The sequence below is a fragment of the Streptomyces sp. 8N616 genome, assembly GCF_052246385.1.
Taxonomy (GTDB): domain Bacteria; phylum Actinomycetota; class Actinomycetes; order Streptomycetales; family Streptomycetaceae; genus Streptomyces.
Map to the genome: position 1 here is coordinate 134,153 of NZ_JBQQBY010000003.1, position 17,878 is coordinate 152,030.

A 17,878-nucleotide genomic window follows, 5' to 3' on the forward strand; every position below is an offset into this window, starting at 1 on the left:
CCAGTCCGCGGGAAACAGCGTCGGCTGACCCCTGTCAGCCCGTTAGCCGATAGGCCCCCAGTCGCGCCGCGGCCGCGGCGGCTCGGTCGCCTGCACAGAGGCAGCGGAGTCTTCCCCGCGCCCAGGAAGACGCGTCGACAGCACGAGCGCCAGCCCCATGACGGCGGGCAGCCCGAACAGCGCCGCGAATCCGATGGAGAACCACCCGCCGCTGTCGCCCCGGTTCAGGGCGCGCACACCCGTGACGGCAGCGGCCACAGCCACCACCATCGGAGGCAGCAACCAAGGCCAGGCGTCGGGTTGGGGTACCGGTTCGGGACGCCGCCCTTCGCAGAAGGCCGCGTACCAGTAACGGGCAGACCACCAGGCGAGCAGGTACCCCGATACCGCGCCCGCCCCGAGCCCGGCGGACGCCAGCAGATCACCGCCGGTACCGCGGACCCCGACGGCGGTCAGGACCGCCCCGACGCCGAGCGTGAAGAGGAAGAGCATGGTGCCAACAGCCAGGCGGTGGCGCCGACTGCCGTCGAGCGCGCGGGGAGAGATGTACACGGCCTCACCCTATGAGGGCCGTGGCTGTCGGCCCCTGCGGGTCACCGATCCGTGACGAAGGACCCCCATGCCAGGGTCGCGGCGGCTGCGCTGGGCGGAGTGACCGTCCGGCGCATGTAGGGCAGGCCGAGCCATCAGGCAGCGTCGGCACGATCGAACGCCGCCGCAGTGGGCCTGACGAGCCACACCAGATGTGAGGTGATGCCCGCCCCTCGCTCGAACCACTCCGCTGCCCGCTCGTCCGTCTGCTCACCGATCTGCTCGGCGCCGTACTTCCAGTCGTTCTGGAAGTCCTCGCACGCGGAGTCGAGGTTGTCGGTGCCGAGGCCGGTGACGGTCGCGTCGCTCAGAGCCTTGCGCAGACCTTTCAGCGAATCGGTCGATTTCTTCAGCAGTTTGATGAAGTGCCCGAGTTCATCGCCGTCGACGGCCAGCCGCTCCGCCACCCCCACCTCCAGAATCGTCTCTTGCCGCGTACGTAAACTGGGCGACGGTATCGGTATCGCCTGCCGTCCGGCCGCCCGCCCCTGCGCTGGACAGAGGCGCGTGTTCACTCAAGGGTCCACTGGTCAGCGGTTGATGGCCTGGACCTCCTGGACGGTGACGTCGGTCGTCGTGCCGAAAGTGCCGTCCGGGAGGTCACCGCCCGTGCCCCCCGAGCCCTGCCAAGAGATCTTCCAGGTCAAGGTCGCCTTGAGCCTGTGCGGCGGGGCGTTGTTGGTGGAACGCAAGTACGTGATGCCGCACGGCGGATCCTGCTTGGCCTTGCCCTTGGCGTACGGAGTTCCAATGCTTCCGTCGTCGTTGATCGGGCAGTCACCGGAGGCTGGGAAGACCTTCGCGTCCTCCGTACCAGGGTCGAGGTGGAGACTGACCGGCTCGGCTTTGGTCGCAGCCCACATTCCGGTGCCGGGCAGTTCGGCCCTGACTTCCACGGGCTCGAACTTAGCTTTGTCCAACCAGATCCAGGAGGGCAAATTGACCGTCTGCTTGCCGTCCGGGTTCATCTCAACTTCGGTGTCGGGGACCTTGGTTTGCTCGTATGCGAGTTGGGCAAGCGTCTTGGTGTTGATGGCTTGAGGTTCGGCCGGGGCCCTTCCGTTGTCAACCCAGAATGCCGGCTTGTTGCACGACCTCGATTTTGGATCATCCTTCATTTCCGGGTTCACGACACCTATCCACCACCTCCCCTTGCCCTGCTTGCTTACGTTGAAGTCCTTGTAGGGCTTTCCGTTCTTGTAGCGATCTTTTGTCTTGCTGTAGTCAGGGGCGTCAAGCCCTGCGATCTTTGCGTTCGACTCGGCTATCGACCATTGAGCTTCAGTGACCGACTTGAAGTCTTTCGCGGTCCAGTACGGTTCGTACCAGCAAGGCGGCGGAGTCCAATTGGTGTCTACTGGGGTGATGGGGCCACTGGAAGAGGGCTTGCCGCCTTTGGCCTTGAACGCCACTCGGGAGCTCAGCGTTGGGCCACTGGCGTCACCTGAGGGTTTGCCTGCTCCAGCATCAGCTGCCGGCTCCTCAAAGGCGACAGCTGCGTGCGCAGACACAAGAGTCGCGTATGCGGCAAGTGAGGCCACAAGGAAGGAACGGAACTTCACGCCCCGCACTCCTGGGCGCCGACCGTGACCGAGACGTCCGAGACTTTCCAGACGCCCTTCGGATCCTTGCGCAGCCCCAGGTTGTAGAGGACAAAATTACGCTCATCCTTGGGGTCGGTCTTCTCAACCTTGCCAGATTTCGTGTTCTTACTGTAAAGCTTGCTTTGGTCGCGGCAGGTCACAAGACCAGCCGAGCCCTTCTCAAAGACGGCCACTTTCCCATTGAAATAGCGATCGGTACCAGTCGGAGCCAGGCCACCTTCGATGTTCAATTTGATTTGCTTAATGGCGTACGACAGCCCCTCGTCACGGGAGTAGAACGAGTACGCGGGGTCCTTGAGGTCGTGGTTTACGCTGGCGCGCTTCAGCCCGCGAAAGTACTGCTCGGCGTCGGCGAAGACGGCATCCGCTGCAGGTTTTCCAGTTTTGTTCCACTCAAAGACCATCCGCAGGTCCTCGGGCAACTCCGTATTTGGTCGCGCGCCATCCGCAGTCGGAGATGCGCTCGGAGTGGATGTATCGGAGCTTTCGGCTCCAGCGATCTTGTCGTCCTTTGGCTTGTCCTCGCCACCGCTGCAGGCGGCCAGCATCATGGCGGCCGCAACGGCGCAAGCCGCAGCGGTGATGGGCAGGCTTCGGGCAGACACGGGGTTCCCCCTCCAGTACGCGAGACACGAAGCGCTCACGCTACTGCAGCGGCCTGTCAGTTCAGCAAAGAGGTCAGCACAGTCCGTAGTCATCTCTGGTCAGTTGGGCTCGCTGATCTGTCCAAATGGCACATAGCCGCGGACAACCTCGGCGGTTCGCAGGCATTATGGGCAAACAGGAGAGCCCCGGTGCGCTCGGGATGAGCGCACCGGGCTCCGGCGGGTTGGCGGGGCGGGCGGGCGGCGGCAGGCGCGGGCTGCCCCCCGCGCAGCCCGCGCCCCTGGTCTCCCGCCCCTCCCCCTACTCCGTCGCGATCGCGTTCAGGACGTTCATCCGGCCCGCCCTGAACGCCGGGATCAGGGCGGCGATCAGACCCACCAGTGCCGAGCCCACAAAGACCCCTGTGATCGTCGGCCACGGGATGTCCAGGACTCCCAGGCCCTCCAGTGCCAGCAGCTTCTGTGCGGCCGAGCCCCAGCCCATGCCCAGGCCGAGGCCCAGCAGAGCGCCGAACAGGGCGATGACCACGGACTCCAGGCGGATCATCCGCCGCAGCTGGCGGCGGGAGAGGCCGATGGCCCGCATCAGGCCGATCTCCCGGGTGCGCTCGACCACCGACAGGGCCAGGGTGTTCACGACGCCCAGCACCGCCACGATGATCGCCAGCGCCAGCAGCCCGTAGACCATGTTGAGCAGCTGCCCGACCTGGTCCTTCAGGTTCTGCTTGAAGTCCGTCTGGTCCCGCACCGTGTACTGCGGGTAGTCCTTCATGGAGTCCTTGAGGGCGGCGTAGGCGGCCTTCTCCTTGCCCTCCTCCGCCTTCGCGAACATGATCATGTTCAGCGGCATCCGGTCGGCCGGCACGTACCGCTCGGCGGTCGTGATGTTGGTGTACGTCGCGCCCTTGTCGACCGAGGTGTCGTCCGAGGTGATGGCCGCGACCTTCAGCCGGGCCGTGTCACCGTGCTTGAAGGCCACCGTCATCTCGTCGCCGACCTGGACGCCGTGGTCTTTGGCGAAGGCGTCGCCGACCGACATGGCGTCCTTGCCGTACGCGGCGGACAGCTCGCCCGAGGTCGTCTCCCGCCGCAGGTCCTGCGCGTACGTAGGGTCGGCCGCGGACAGTTCGGTGTCCAGGGACTTCCCGTCCGGTGCGGTCAGCTTCGCCTCGACGCCCTTGTAGTTGGTGATGTGCGCGATTCCCGGGGCCGACTCGAGGGCCTTGGCGGCCTGCGGCTGGATCAGCTGGCCGGTGTCGGACTGGACGATGAAGTCCGCGCCGACCGACTTGTCGAGCTGGTCGGTCGCGGAGGCCACCATCGAGGAGCCGACGACCGACAGGCACGCGACCAGCGCGAGGCCGATCATCAGGGCCGCGCCCGTGGCGCCCGTACGCCGCGGGTTGCGCAGCGCGTTGCGCTCGGCCATCCGCCCGACCGGGCCGAACACCCGCAGGACGACCGCGCTGAGCACGCGCACCACGAAGCCCGCGAGCACCGGGCCGATGACGACGAAGCCGATGAGGGTGAGGAGCACGCCGAGGCCGAGGAACGCCGATCCGTCGCCCGCCTTGTCGGCGTTCGCCGCGAGGTAGAGCCCCGCGCCGCCCGCGCCCGTGAGCACGAGGCCCAGGGCGGCCCGTATCCAGCCGGACTTGCCGTCCGCCGGGGTCCCGGCGTCGCGCAGCGCGGCCATCGGGGAGACCTTGCCGGCCCGTCGCGCGGGCAGGTACGCGGCGAGGACGGTGACGACGACGCCGAGCACCAGGCCCACGACCGGGGTCGTCCACCGCACCGTCAGGTCGGCGGTGGAGAGCTCCAAGCCCATGGTGCTCATGAGTTCCATCAGGCCGACGGCGAGGCCGACTCCGGCGCCGACACCGATCACCGAGCCGAAGAGCCCGAGCAGCAGCGCCTCGGTCAGCACCGAGCGGTTGACCTGCTTGCGGCCGGCCCCGATGGCGCGCATCAGGCCGATCTCGCGGGTGCGCTGGGCGACCAGCATCGAGAAGGTGTTGATGATGAGGAAGATGCCGACGAGGACGGCGATTCCGGCGAAGCCGAGCATCGCGTACTTCATGACGTCCAGGAAGTCGCCCACGTCCTCGCGGTTGGCGTCGGCGGCCTCCTTCTGCGTCTGCAGCTGGTACGTGCCGCCGCCGAGCCCGGCCGCGACGTTCTTCTTCAGCTGCTCGTCGCTGACGCCCTGGTCCGCGGTGACGGCGATGCTGGTGAACGCATCGCGGGCGCCGAGCAGTTGCTTCTGCGCGGTCGTGGTGTCGAAGTAGACCACCGCGGCACCGGGGTTGGTGACCTTGAAGGCGGCGATACCGGAGATCTTCGCCCTGAAGTCGCCGGTGACGGCGATGGTGCGCAGCTCGTCGCCGAGCTTCAGGCCGTGCTTCTCGGCGGTGTCGGCGTCGACCATGACCTCGGTGGGCCCGCGCGGGGCGTGGCCTTGGGCGATCTCCATCGAACGGAGCTCGTTGCTGGTCCAGTTGCCCGCGATCGTCGGGGCTCCGGTGGTGGAGCCCATGTTCTTGTTGTCCGCGTTGACGACGGTGACACTCATGCTGGTGACGGCGCCCTCGGCGGACTTCACGCCGTCGGCCTTCCGCACCTCGGCGACCGTCGAGGCCGACAGCGACTCGGGCCTGCCGTTCTGCGGCCTCTCGTCACCTCCCTTGGCGCTCTTCGGGCTGACGGTGACGTCGGCCGAGGTGGCGGCGAAGAGCTTGTCGAAGGTGGTGTTCATGGTGTCGGAGAAGACGAGCGTGCCGCACACGAACGCCACCGACAGCAGGACGGCGATGGCCGACAGCGCCATCCGCCCCTTGTGCGCGAAGAAGTTGCGCATCGAAGTCCTGAAGACGGTCACGACACCCTCCCGCGGGCGTCGAAGTCCTCGGGGGTCCGGCCCGCGGCGCCAGCCGCCGGTGTCGCAGTGCCCCCCGGCGAAGAAAGATGCAGCATGCGGTCGAGGACCTGCTCGGCCGTGGGGCTGTACATCTCGTCGACGATCCGGCCGTCGGCGAGGTACAGCACGCGGTCCGCGTACGAGGCGGCGACCGGGTCGTGGGTGACCATCACGATGGTCTGGCCGAGCTCGTCGACGGAGCGCCGCAGGAAGCCGAGGACCTCCGCGCCCGCGCGCGAGTCGAGGTTCCCGGTCGGCTCGTCGCCGAAGATGATCTCGGGGCGGGAGGCGAGCGCGCGGGCCACGGCCACGCGCTGCTGCTGACCGCCGGACAGCTCGGTCGGCCGGTGCTTGAGGCGGTCCGCCAGACCGACCGTCTCCACGACCCGGCCGAGCCAGGCGCGGTCGGGCTTGCGGCCCGCGATGTCCATCGGCAGCGTGATGTTCTCGATCGCGCTGAGCGTCGGCAGCAGGTTGAAGGCCTGGAAGATGAAGCCGATACGGTCCCGGCGCAGCTGAGTGAGCTTCTTGTCCCTGAGCCTGGTGACCTCGGTCTCGTCGACGAAGATCTGACCCGAGGTCACGGTGTCGAGACCGGCCAGGCAGTGCATCAGCGTCGACTTGCCGGAGCCCGAAGGGCCCATGATCGCGGTGAACTGGCCCCGGGCGATGTCCACATCGACGTGGTCGAGGGCGACGACGCGCGTCTCGCCGGACCCGTACGCCTTGACGACCTGTCGCGCCCGCGCGGCGACGGCCGTGCGCCCTCCACTGCCCCCGGCCCTGGGAATGGTCACAGCCGTAGTCACGGTAAGTCTCCTATGTCGTATACATGAAGGAAGTCGGATCCTGCTTCGGTACGGGTCCGAGTCTGCTGCTGGGATGCGGTACGGCGCGCTGGTGCCCAGCGCCGTATTCAGCGGGGGGTAAGCCCCACCCCCCGGTTCCCGCTGGCCCCTCCAAGGGCCGTACGAGAAGGCTAGGGTCCGCATGTCATCCCGCTCCTCCTCCAGCGGGACGAACCACGACTGCCCAGAAGTACGGAACTCCCCCTAAGGGAGTCCGTCCTGTGGCCGAGCTCGTGCCGGGGTCGAGACTGCGCCCTCCCCCGACGAGAGGATCAAGCGCAGCCGTCTCACCGGCCGGGACGCGTGGTTCCGTACCCTGAGGCCGGCATGGAAGGGTGCGTAGTACATGGACTTGTGGAGGGGGGGACGATGAGCGGCACCGCGAGACGTACCGGCCGGGACGCCGCCGTGTCCGGGACGGGCCGCGCGCCCGCCGCCCGCCGCGGCCCCGTGGCCGCGGCCCTCATGCTCGCCATGGCCCTGGCCGCCCTCGACGGCACCATCGTCTCGACCGCCGTTCCGCAGATCGTCGGTGACCTCGGCGGCTTCTCCGTCTTCTCCTGGCTCTTCTCCGGCTATCTGCTCGCCGTGACCGTCACCCTCCCCGTCTACGGCAAGCTCTCCGACACCTTCGGCCGCAAGCCCGTCCTCATCTGCGGGATCGCTCTCTTCCTGCTCGGCTCCCTGCTGTGCGCGGGGGCCTGGAGCATGGCGAGCCTGATCGCCTTCCGCGTCGTCCAGGGCCTGGGCGGCGGTGCGATCCAGGGCACGGTCCAGACGGTCGCCGCCGACCTCTATCCCCTGAAGGAACGGCCGAAGATCCAGTCCAAGCTCTCCACGGTCTGGGCGGTGTCGGCGGTGGCGGGTCCGGCGATCGGCGGGCTCCTCACCGCCTACGCCCACTGGCGCTGGATCTTCCTCATCAACCTGCCCGTCGGGGCGGTCGCCGTCTGGCTGATCGCCCGTAACCTCCGCGAGCCGGCGGCCCACAGCAGCCGCCTCCCCCGGGTCGACTGGGCCGGTGCCCTGGCCGTCTTCGTCTGCGGCGGGCTGCTGCTCACCGCCCTGGTCCAGGGCGGAGTGGCCTGGCCCTGGCTCTCCGCGCCCTCGCTCGGCCTGTTCGCCGCCAGCGCGCTGTGCGCCGCCGCGACCGTCGTCATCGAGCGCCGGGCGGCCGAGCCGGTCATCCCCGGCTGGGTCTGGAAGCGCCGTACGATCGCCGCCGTCAACCTCGCACTCGGTGCGCTCGGCCTGCTGATGGTCGCGCCGACCGTCTTCCTGCCCACCTACGCGCAGTCGGTCCTGGGCCTCGGCCCCACCGCCGCCGGTTTCGTCCTCTCCGTCATGACCCTCAGCTGGCCCGTCTCGGCAGCGCTGAGCAGCCACGTCTACAACCGGATCGGCTTCCGTCGGACCGCGCTCGCCGGCATCGGCCTCGCGACGCTGATCCTCCTCGCCTTCCCGCTGCTGCCCTTCCCCGGCGAACCCTGGCAGCCCGCCCTGATCATGCTGCTGCTCGGGGCGGCGCTCGGCCTCTTCCAACTGCCCCTGATCGTCGGCGTCCAGTCGACCGTGCCGTGGGCGGAGCGCGGTACGGCCACGGCCTCCGTCCTCTTCAACCGGCAGATCGGGCAGAGCGTGGGCGCGGCGCTCTTCGGGGCCGTCGCGAACGCGACCCTCGCCGGGCGCCTGGCGGACGCGCCCGCCGCGATACGGCCTGGCCTTCCGGGCGACCTCGACTCGGTCTCGCAGGCCCTGGAGCACCCCGGTGCGCTCACGGACGCGGCGGCGGACTATCTGCGGCGGGCGGTCGCCACGGCCGTGGACCACGTGTACATCGGCGCGGCCGCCGCGGCCGCACTCGCGTTCCTGGTCCTGTTGCTGCTGGCGCCGCGCCGCTTCCCGGTCCTGCCGGACGGAGAAACGGACTGAGCCGCGCCCCCTCCCCTTGAGGCGGGCGCGGCCCAAGTGCGGTGCGGATCCGGTCAGTCCTCCGCGCTCGGTGCCGGGCCCGGCACCGGCTGCACGTCCCCGAGGTCCGCGACGCCCTCCACGTTCCCCATATCCCCTGCATCCCCCGCGTCCGCTTCCCCGAGCCCGAGCCCGAGCCCGATCCCGGCCCCGGCCCCGGCCGACAGCGCCGTCAGGCTTCCGCGTACGTGCTCCAGGTGCCTGCGGACCTCTTCCCTCCGCTCCCCGTGCTCCCGCAGCACCCGCTCCGTCTCCCCCGCGACCCGCTCCTCCCACGCGTGCGCCCGCGCCAGCAGCTCCGCGGCCTGTGCGTCCGCGGCCTGCCTGCCGTAGCGCGCCGCCTGCTCCGTCTCCGCGTACTCCCGCTGCGCCTGCGCGAGACCGCTCTCCGCGCGCTCCACGAGCTCCTCGACCCGCGCGTCGAACCCGGCCTCCTGCTCGGCCTGCTCCCGCCCGGCCTCCTCCCAGCGGGCGGCGTGCTCCTTCTCTTGGTCGGTGAGGAGCTCCGCGGTCCGCTGCCGCATGTCCTTCAGCGCCGCCACCGCCTCGGTCCGCCATGCCTTGGCGTCCTGCCGGGCCGTCAGCCGTACGTCGTCGGCCACGCGCTGCGCCGCCACCCGGCGCTGCTCGGCCCACGCCTCCGCCTCGCCTCGCACCTCGGCCGCGTAGCCGCGCGCGGCGTCCCGTACGGCCCTGGCGAACTCGTCCGCCTGGCCCCGGAGATCGTGGGCCGCGGCCTCGGCGGCGTCCCGCAGGTCCACGGCCTCCGCCTCGGCCGTGGCCAGCAGCTCCTGCGCCCGCGGGCCCAGGGCCTCGTACGTCTGCGGGGGCAGCGCCGCGACCTGGTCGCGCAGTTGCCGCGCCTTCTCCTCCATCTCCTCGACGACGAGGGTGAGCCGCGCCGCGCGCTCCCACGTCTCGTCACGGGATGCCGCAAGCCCGCCGACGATGCGGTCGACCTGCTCGGGCCGGTAACCGCGGTCGCGGCCGCGTACCGCAGCGAAACCGTACGGTGACACAGACGCACTCATCCTGAAGCCCCTTATATCCGTCATGGTGGTCTTGCAACGCTCTGCGGCGCACATCTTTCTGGATCAGAGCGAATCCCCCATAACGCGACACTCCGCGCGGACCGGCGTGCAGAGGTCGTGCAGGGGTGCAAACCCGGCGGAAAATGCGCGGGCCACGCCCGTACGCTGGTCGGTATGACCACAACGGGGGCAACGGTGGCAAACACGGAAGCCGGGGCACGGGGCGCGCCGGCGGGGCCGTGGTGGTGGGCACGGCGGCGGAGCATGGTGCTCGACGTCCTTCTCGCCGCCGCATCCATGGCGGAGTGCGCGATCGAGGGCATCCCCTTCGCGCGCGAGGCGCAGGTCCCGGCGGCGGTCGGCGTGGTGCTGGGGATGGCGGCCGGAGGGACGCTGATCCTGCGGCGGCGCTGGCCGATAGCCGTCGTCCTCGTCTCGATCGCGGTCACCCCGGCCGAGATGGGCTTCCTCCTCGGCATCGTCGGCCTCTACTCGCTCGCCGCCTCCGACGTGCCGCGCCGGATCACGGTCGTGCTGGCCGGGATGGCCATGGCCGGGACGCTGCTGATCACCTTCATCAACTTCCACCAGGACATGGGGAGGAGCGGCTACTCCCCGCCGTTCTGGGTCACGCTGCTCGTCTCGGTGCTCATGGCCCTCGGCCTCACCGCGCCGTCCCTGCTGCTCGGCCTGTACGTCGGGGCGCGGCGGCGGTTGGTGGAGAGCCTGCGGGAGCGGGCGGACGGCCTCGAGCGCGAGCTGTCGCTGCTTGCCGAGCGGGCCGAGGAGCGGGCCGAGTGGGCGCGCAACGAGGAGCGGACGCGCATCGCGCGGGAGATGCACGACGTGGTCGCCCACCGGGTGTCGCTGATGGTGGTGCACGCCGCGGCCCTCCAGGCGGTGGCGCAGAAGGACCCGGAGCGGGCGGCCAGGAACGCCGCCCTGGTGGGTGACATGGGGCGGCAGGCGTTGACCGAACTGCGGGAGATGCTGGGGGTGCTGCGTACGGCGGAGGGTTCGGCGACCGTGGGCCGCTCCGGGCCCGGCGCCTCCGGGCCCGGCGGCCCCGGAGGGTCCCGCGGCTCCGTCTCCCGCTCCGGCTCCGGCTCCGCGGGCGGGGTGCGGGCCGACGGCCTCGCCGCCCAGGCCCGGCTCGCGGAATTCGCGGCGAGCGGCGGCCCGGGCGGCACCGGCAGCGCGGGCAGCACTGGCATCACCGGCAGCGGCACAACAGGCGATACGCGCCCCGCCGCGGCCTCGGCGCACGACGCTGCCTCGGCGCCCAACGGGGGCGACCCGGTGGACGGAGCAGTGGAGGGCCCCTCTCTGAGCGAGCTGGAGACGCTCATCGGGGAGTCGCGGGCAGCGGGCATGGCCGTCGAGCTGTCCGTAGAAGGCGAAGAGCGGTCGTACGCGCGGCAGGTCGAGCAGACCGCCTACCGCGTGGTGCAGGAGGCCCTCACCAACGTCCACAAGCACGCCGCGGGCGCCAAGGCGCAAGTGCGGCTGGCCCACAGGGACGCCGAGGTGGCGGTGCTCGTGGAGAACGGGCCCGCGGCCGAGGGCGTCTCGAGCGCGGGGCTGCCGAGCGGCGGCAACGGCCTGATCGGCATGCGGGAGCGGGTGACCGCCCTCGGCGGCGGGTTCGTGTCCGGGCCGACGGAGGCGGGCGGCTTCCGCGTCTCGGCCGTGCTCCCGGACCGCACCGCCGATACGAGCGGCGCCGCCTGACCGCACGGTACGAGCGGCGCCGCCTGACGGCACGGTACGAGCGGCGCCGCCTGACCGCACGGTACGAGCGGCGCCGCCTGACCGCACGGTACGAGCGGGGCCGCCTGACCGCACGGCGCGCGGCGGGGGCGGGCCCGGCCGCGTGAGGACCGTACGGTCCGGTCAGCTGCTCGTGCTGAGCCTTGCCGGGCGCGTCCCGGTGATCAGCCTGGCGAGGGCCTGGTCGATGTTCTGGCCCAGGTACCAGTCGCCCGTGTGGTCCAGGCTGTAGACCCGGCCCTCGGAGTCGATCGCGAGGACCGCGCCCGCGCCGCCGGTCTCGGCGCCCAGCGGGCAGATCTCCGTCTCCAGCGCACGCCCGAGGTCGGCCAACGTACGGGCCAGGTGCAGCCCGTGCATCGGGTCGACGAGGAGCGGCGTGGGCGCGATGTGGCGCCCGGGCCCCGGTCCTGTGATGTGCAGGCCGCCGAACTCCGCCCACGCCTCGACCGCCGCGGGGAAGACCGTGTGCCGGTGCCCGGCGGGCGAGGCGTAGGCGCGCAGCGCATCGGCCCATATCTCGGCCTGCTTTATGTCCCAGCGGCCGGGGAGCCATCCCGCCTCCCGCAGGGCCGCGTCGACGGCCACGGGGAAGCGGGTCGCCACGGTGCGTTCGAAGGCGCGCACGTCAGCCCCCGTCGGTCGCCGGGTCGACCGCGCGCACCCCGAAGTGGGCCAGCAGCGGCTCGCACGAGCGGCAGGGCGGGGCGTACGCACCGTGCCGCGGGTCGCCGTCCTCCCGGATGTGCCGGGCCGTGACCTTGGAGTGCTTCAGCGCCCGCCGTGCCTCGCCCTGGGTCAGCGGCTTGCGGGAGGCCCGCTTGCTGCGCGCCGCCTCCGCGCCGGTGAGGTAGCGGGAGAGGAGGACGGCCTCGGGGCAGCGGCCGGTGAAGCGTTCGCGCCGGTCGCTGGTGAGCGTGTCGAGAAAGTCCTGGACGAGCGGGTGGAGGGCGGGCGGCTGGTCGCCCTTGGTCGCCGTGGCGGTGAGGGTCTCGCCGCGTACGGAGAGCGCGGCGGCGACCGCGGGCAGGATGCCGTCGCGGCGGTGGCGGAGCACGGGCGGGGTGCCGGCGTCGTCGGCGCTCCAGCTGAGCCGGGGATCGCCCGGCGGTTTCGCTGTGCCGTCCGGCGCCCCGGCTGCGTCGGACGCTTCGATCTGTGGTGCGGCGCTCATGGTGGTGCTCTTTCCCTCCCGTGCAATCCCCCGAGTTGCGGGGACAGCCTGCCAAATGTGCAGGCAGATGGGGAAGTCGGCGACACGGAACGCGCGTCGCCCGGGTGGGGGGTTGCGGGCGGGGCGCGGAGGCGGAAGGGTGCCCGGCATGCGCACCCGGACCCGTACTCGTATGCACCGCGCCCTCGCGGGCCTCCTCGCCGCGCCCCTGCTCGCTCTGTCCGCGGTCGCCTGCACGGGGGACGGCGGGGACTCCGCGGAGGGGAAGAAGGAGGACGGCGGGAAGGGCGGCCAGGCGCGCGACGGCGGTACGGAACGGGGGTCGGGGCCGGGTTCTGGCGTACGGCCTTTGACGAAGGGGGAGTTGGGGTCCGCGCTGCTGAGGAAGGGCGACATCTCCGGGTACGACGTGCAGCGCGCGAAGGCCGACGACATCGCTTCCGAGGACCCGGCGGAGGTGGACCGGAAGGAGTGCCGGCCCATCGCCGAGGCGCTCGCGTCCAAGTCCTCCTACGCGCGCACGGCGACCGCGAACGGCACGCTCGCGAAGGGCGGCTTCGGCGACGGCGCCGTCTTCCAGGCGCTGCTGCTGTCCGCGTACGACGACGGCGACGCGCGCCGGTGGCTCGGGGAGCTGAAGAAGGCGGTCGGCGCCTGCGAGGCGTTCACCGGAACCGAAAGCGGCGGTGACGCGACGGACTTCACGGTCGGCCGCGCGCCGGGAGCGACGGCCGGAGACGAGTCCGTGACCTTCTCCCTGGCGCAGAAGGGGGACGAGGCGGCGGTCGTGGTGACGGTCGTCCGCACCGGCGCCAACACGGCGACATATCTGTCGATCCCGCTGTCAGGGAAGGCGACCGCGGTGGAGCGGAGCGTCGCGGCCAAACAGCACGAGAAGCTCGTCGCCGCGGCCGGGAGCTGAGCCGGAAACCGGGTCGGGAGCCGAGCCGGAAGCAGGGTCGGAGGCCGAGCCGGAGACCAAGTCCGAAGCAGGTCAGGAAGTTGAGCCCGAGTTGAGCCCGAGCTGAGTCCGCCCCCGCGTGAGGCGGCGCGGGACCGGGGAGACACCCCCTGTGGCGGCAACGCATAGGCTGTGCGGGAACAGTCGTACGCAGCAGGGGGCAACCGCCATGACGACAGGTCGGCTCGGGCAGGCCGCGCCACCGAACTCGGCCTACGCCGGGCAGGTCGTACATTTTCCGGACCCGGTCAGGGCCGCCCGCCACACCAGAGGCGTACGGGTGGACGAACGCGGATTTCCGGACTTCTCGCTCTATGCGCGGGCGGCGGCCGAGATCGCCGAGCCTCCCGAGGGGTTCGGCGTCGACGAGCTGCGGCTGACCGACTACGTGTCGGCGAACGCCGCGCTGCACGCCGAGGGACACGAGCTGTGGGCCAGCCTCCCGCCGGTCGCGACCCCGCACGGCTGGACCTGGCACCACGTCCCCGGCACCCGCCGTGTGGAGCTCGTCCCCGCCGAGGTCAAGGCGCTGCTGCGGCACCACGGCGGCCTCGCGACGGCCGCCGTCGACCACGACAAGCGCGGTACGCGGCCGCTCCAGGAGACCCGGCCCGTGCACTTCGGGCTGCCCAGCAAGGCGCTTTCGGTCAGCGAGGACCAGATTCTCGGCGTCGAGGAGGACCTCGGCTACCGGCTGCCGGGCGCGTACCGCTCCTTCCTCAAGGCTGCGGGCGGCTGCGCGCCCGTGGGCGTCGCGCTCGACCCGCAGCTGGGGCTCCTGGTCGACCAGCCGTTCTTCACGGTGCGCGACGAGGCGGCGGTCAACGACCTCGTCTACGTCAACAAGTGCCTGCGCGACCACTTCAGCAAGGACTACCTGGGCGTGGCCTTCGTCCAGGGCGGCGTGCTCGCGGTGAAGGTGAGGGGACAGGCGATCGGGTCGGTGTGGTTCTGCGCGTACGACGACGCGCGCGACCGCGACGGCTCCACGGTCCAGGAGCGGGTGGAGCGGCTGCTGCTGCCCTGCGGCGACGACTTCGACGACTTCCTGCAGCGGCTGGCGGGCAACCCGCCGGAGCTGGAGACCGTGGCGAACCTGATGGTGGACGGCGGCTTCGCGCACGCCGTCCCGGTGGAGGGGTGAGGCGCGATGGTGACATTCGCGCAGGCGCAGGAGCGCGCGGAGCGCTGGGTCAACGGCGACGTGCCCGCGTACCAGCACCGCGAGGTGCGGGTACGGGAGTTCGACCTGGGCTTCGTGGCCTGGGCCGAGGACCGCGAGGACGGACCGACCTCGGACGGCGGCCGCGCCCGGCTGGTGATCGCCCGGGACAGCGGCGAGGCCACGCTGTGGCCGGGGCTGCCGGTGGGCGAGATCATCCGGCGGTACGAGGAGGAGTACGGCGCTCCGTCCGACGACGGCGCCGCTCAGGCGGCCGACGCGCCGCCGCAGCGGATCGACCTCGAGGCGACGTCCTTCCTGCTGACGCCGCCGCAGTGGCTCCAGGAAGCAGCCGACCAACTCGGCATCCCGGACCACCGCTCGTCCGGCCACGGCCGCTCGGCGGCACCGGGCGCTGCCGGCGCGGCCGGGGAGCCTGGCGCGGGTGGGACGGCTGGCGCAGGCGGGACGCTTGGCGCGGGAACGCCCGGCGCCGGGCAGTCGGGTACGGCGAACGCCGGTGCGGGACCAGCCGGTCCCGAGGTGCCCGGCGTGGCAACGCCTGGCACAGGCGCGCCCGAGGCCGGGCGGCCGGGCACGGTGAGCGTCGGCGCAGGGCCGACCGGTGTCGGTGCACCTGGCGCAGGGGCACACGTCGGGACGGCTTCCCCCGGAACCCATGGCACGGCGATCCCCAACTCGGGGGCATATAGCGCGGGGACGCCCGGCGCGGCGACGCCTGACCCAGGCCTGCCCGGTGCCGGGACCCCTGGCGCGGGGACGCCCGGCGGGACGCCTGCGCCCGGGACATCCGGCGCTGCAACGCCGGGCACGGCGAACCCTGGCGCGGGAGCACACGGCGCAGGGACGCCCGCCGGAGCCCCCGGCGCTGCGACGCCTGGCGTGGGAGCGCACGGTGTCGGGGCCACCGGTGCTACGGATCCCAACTCCGGGGCGCACAGCGCCGGATCACCCGGCGCAGCGGCGTCCGGTGCCGGGGCAGTCGGGCCCGGGACGCCCGGTGGTGGATCCGGATCGCCTGCGGCAGGGGCGGCGTGGCCGGAGGCTGGGGCCGGGGCCGTGCCGTATGAGCCCACCACCGGTGCCCCCGCGTCGCAGCCGGGCGGCGGCCCATCCCAGCCCGGTGGTCCCACCGGTAGCGGCGGCAGTCCCGGCGCGCCCCTGGGGGGTACGCCGTGGGCCGACGCCAACACGCCCAGCGATGACGACGACCGGTCGGTCGACCTGCCCGCCACGGTCTTCGCGCCACCGCTCGTCGGCTCCGACGACGAAGACGCTCCGCCTCCGCCCGGCGTGAGCGCGGACGCCAAGACCGAGCTGATGTCGAGCGGCAGCCGGCTGCCCCGTACGACCGTCGCCCCTGCCCTCGACGACCCGGGCTTCCCGGGCCAGGCGGGACCCGGCGTGCCCGGTGCCCCGGGCACGCCCGGCGCCCGCGGCGGCAACCCGGGTACCCCGCCGCCTCCGGGCGCCCCCGGCACCCCGGGCGCCGGAGCGCCCCCGGCCTCGGGACCCGGCGCTCCCGGCGCACCGGCCGGTGGCTACATCCCGACCCAACTGGTCTCGGCCCTTCCCTCCGACGGCAGTCCGGGTACGCCTCCGCCCGCTCCCGGCCAGCCCGGTGCGCCCGGATCCGGCGGCCCTGGCGGTCCCGGCGGAGTGCACGCCGCAGCGACGATGCTCGCCGACTCCTCCGGCCCCGGACGCCCCGGCACCCCCGGCGCCCAAGGACCCGCCGGACCCCAACCCCCCGGCCAACCCGGCACGCATCCGCCCGCCCCCGGCCAGCCCGGCGCCCCCGCCGGACCCACCGGACCCGCCGGACCCGGTGGCGTACATGCGGCCGCCACCATGCTCGCCGGTGACCCCGGCACCCCACCGGCGCCCGGGCCGGGAGCCCCCGGGATGCCGCCCGGCGCACCAGGCACGCCCGGAATGCCAGGCCCGCCTGGAATGCCCGGTGCCCCCGGAATGCCAGGCGCACCTGGAATGCCCGGTGCCCCGGGCGCCCCCGGAATGCCCGGCACGCCCGGCGCCGCCGGCATGCCCCCCGGCACCCCCAACGCTTACGGCTACCCGCAGCCCCCCGCCGGCCAGCCGATGGTCGGCCCCGGCTACATGGCCGTACTGCGCTACCGCGCTCAGGACGGCTCCGAGCAGCAGCTGATCCGCCGCTCCGCGCCCGGCACCCCGCACCCCGAGTGGCAGATCCTGCACGAGCTGCGCGCCATGGGCGTCCCGCCCCAGCAGGTGCTGGAGCTGCACACCGAGCTGGAGTCCTGCGATCTGCCGGGCGGCTACTGCGCCCGCATGATCCGCGAGACGTGGCCGCAGGTACGGATCAGCAACACCGCCCCGTACGGCCGTGACCACGCCACGCGCCAGCAGGGCGTACGGCATCTGATCGAGCACCAGGGCGAGCTGCACCAGGTCGCGGACGGCCCGGCGCGGCCCGCGCCGAACCGGGTTCCGCTGCCGCACCCGAACCAGGTGCCGCCGGCCCCGCCGGTCCCGCCCCAGGCGCTGGCGCAGGAGCTGCTGCAGTCGTTCGGCCCGCAGGGCGTCTTCCGCTTCGACCAGCGGGCGGTGTCCCGGCAGGGCGTGCCCGAGGTGGTCGCGCAGACGCTGGTCTGGGCGGGTCTGCCGGTGGACTTCGGCCCGTTCTTCTGGGCGCAGGCCCAGCCGGGCCGCCCGGTGCCGACGCTGGCCGAGCTCGCCGCGGAGCGGGGCGTTCAGCCCGCGCCCGACGCGGGGTCGTACCTCGTCATGGGCAACGACTTCGGGCGCCAGCTCTGCGTCCAGTACGGCACGGCGCACATCGTCGCCGTACCGGTCGAGGCCGGGCCCGGCGGCCAGCCGGCACCGCCGCAGTTCGCCAACTCCGGGCTCCCGGAGTTCGTCCGCTGCCTGGCGCTGCTGGGCCGGATGTGGCGCCTGCGCTTCGGACTGACGCCCGAGCAGGCGGGCCGCTGGACCGTCGACTTCCAGGCCCAGCTGGCCTCCCTGGACCCGGCCGCCCTCGCCAACCCGGAGAACTGGTGGTCGGTCCTGCTCGAGCAGATGTGGGACGGCCTCCTGTAAGCCGCCAACCAACGCCCGCCCCAGGGCACCCGTGACCCCGTACGCCTACGGGACGGCACCGCCGTATACCGTCGCATCGAAGGCCGCTGGTACGGCATAGTGGTGGGGGCTCATTCGGCGATCTAGCTAGGCGTCCGATTGA

Annotated in this window: 14 protein-coding genes; 5 read left to right on the forward strand and 9 right to left on the reverse strand. The window is 72.2% G+C overall.

Features of this window, described 5'->3' with window-relative positions; translation table 11 throughout:
* Positions 1-42: 42 nt before the first annotated feature.
* From ACTWQC_RS03750 to ACTWQC_RS03775, 6 genes are all read right to left on the reverse strand, one after another.
* Entirely contained in the window at positions 43-552 is a 510-nt protein-coding gene (locus tag ACTWQC_RS03750; RefSeq protein WP_443314050.1) for a hypothetical protein, read from the reverse strand.
* 134 nt (positions 553-686) lie between these two features.
* Complete coding sequence (locus tag ACTWQC_RS03755) at positions 687-998, reverse strand: hypothetical protein (RefSeq protein ID WP_443314051.1); 312 nt, start codon at positions 996-998, stop codon at positions 687-689.
* 123 nt (positions 999-1,121) lie between these two features.
* Complete coding sequence (locus ACTWQC_RS03760) at positions 1,122-2,153, reverse strand: hypothetical protein (RefSeq protein ID WP_443314052.1); 1,032 nt, start codon at positions 2,151-2,153, stop codon at positions 1,122-1,124.
* Positions 2,150-2,800 carry a hypothetical protein gene (locus ACTWQC_RS03765; protein ID WP_443314053.1) on the reverse strand — a complete coding sequence of 217 codons (651 nt, stop codon included), beginning with the start codon at positions 2,798-2,800 and terminating at the stop codon, positions 2,150-2,152. The genes ACTWQC_RS03760 and ACTWQC_RS03765 overlap by 4 nt, the downstream gene beginning before the upstream one ends.
* A 301-nt stretch (positions 2,801-3,101) precedes the next feature.
* On the reverse strand, positions 3,102-5,678 hold the full coding sequence (locus tag ACTWQC_RS03770) for an ABC transporter permease (protein ID WP_443314054.1): 2,577 nt from the start codon (positions 5,676-5,678) through the stop codon (positions 3,102-3,104).
* Positions 5,675-6,526, reverse strand: a complete 852-nt coding sequence (locus ACTWQC_RS03775; protein WP_443314055.1) for an ABC transporter ATP-binding protein — start codon at positions 6,524-6,526, stop codon at positions 5,675-5,677. The genes ACTWQC_RS03770 and ACTWQC_RS03775 overlap by 4 nt, the downstream gene beginning before the upstream one ends.
* Before the next feature lie 408 nt (positions 6,527-6,934).
* Between ACTWQC_RS03775 and ACTWQC_RS03780 the strand changes: the two genes are divergently transcribed.
* Positions 6,935-8,497, forward strand: coding sequence for an MFS transporter (locus ACTWQC_RS03780; protein WP_443314056.1), 1,563 nt, complete (start codon positions 6,935-6,937; stop codon positions 8,495-8,497).
* 53 nt (positions 8,498-8,550) lie between these two features.
* Here ACTWQC_RS03780 and ACTWQC_RS03785 read toward each other — a convergent pair whose 3' ends face one another.
* A complete protein-coding gene (locus ACTWQC_RS03785) occupies positions 8,551-9,567 on the reverse strand; it encodes a cellulose-binding protein (RefSeq protein ID WP_443314057.1) in 1,017 nt (338 codons plus the stop codon).
* Positions 9,568-9,741: 174 nt separating this feature from the next.
* Between ACTWQC_RS03785 and ACTWQC_RS03790 the strand changes: the two genes are divergently transcribed.
* Entirely contained in the window at positions 9,742-11,298 is a 1,557-nt protein-coding gene (locus tag ACTWQC_RS03790; RefSeq protein WP_443314058.1) for a sensor histidine kinase, read from the forward strand.
* Positions 11,299-11,460: 162 nt separating this feature from the next.
* Here ACTWQC_RS03790 and ACTWQC_RS03795 read toward each other — a convergent pair whose 3' ends face one another.
* Positions 11,461-11,964: an SUKH-3 domain-containing protein gene (locus tag ACTWQC_RS03795; protein ID WP_443314059.1), complete on the reverse strand. Its 504-nt coding sequence runs from the start codon at positions 11,962-11,964 to the stop codon at positions 11,461-11,463.
* A 1-nt stretch (position 11,965) separates the two neighbouring features.
* Positions 11,966-12,511: a YwqJ-related putative deaminase gene (locus tag ACTWQC_RS03800; RefSeq protein WP_443314060.1), complete on the reverse strand. Its 546-nt coding sequence runs from the start codon at positions 12,509-12,511 to the stop codon at positions 11,966-11,968.
* A gap of 148 nt (positions 12,512-12,659) precedes the next feature.
* On the opposite strand from ACTWQC_RS03800, the gene ACTWQC_RS03805 reads away from it, so the two are divergent.
* From ACTWQC_RS03805 to ACTWQC_RS03815, 3 genes are all read left to right on the forward strand, one after another.
* Positions 12,660-13,433 (forward strand): hypothetical protein, encoded by a 774-nt coding sequence (locus tag ACTWQC_RS03805; protein WP_443314061.1) that lies wholly within the window; start codon positions 12,660-12,662, stop codon positions 13,431-13,433.
* Positions 13,434-13,641: 208 nt separating this feature from the next.
* A complete protein-coding gene (locus ACTWQC_RS03810; RefSeq protein ID WP_443314062.1) occupies positions 13,642-14,616 on the forward strand; it encodes an SMI1/KNR4 family protein in 975 nt (324 codons plus the stop codon).
* Between the two features lie 6 nt (positions 14,617-14,622).
* Positions 14,623-17,736 carry an SUKH-4 family immunity protein gene (locus ACTWQC_RS03815; RefSeq protein ID WP_443314063.1) on the forward strand — a complete coding sequence of 1,038 codons (3,114 nt, stop codon included), beginning with the start codon at positions 14,623-14,625 and terminating at the stop codon, positions 17,734-17,736.
* The last annotated feature ends 142 nt before the right edge of the window (positions 17,737-17,878 follow it).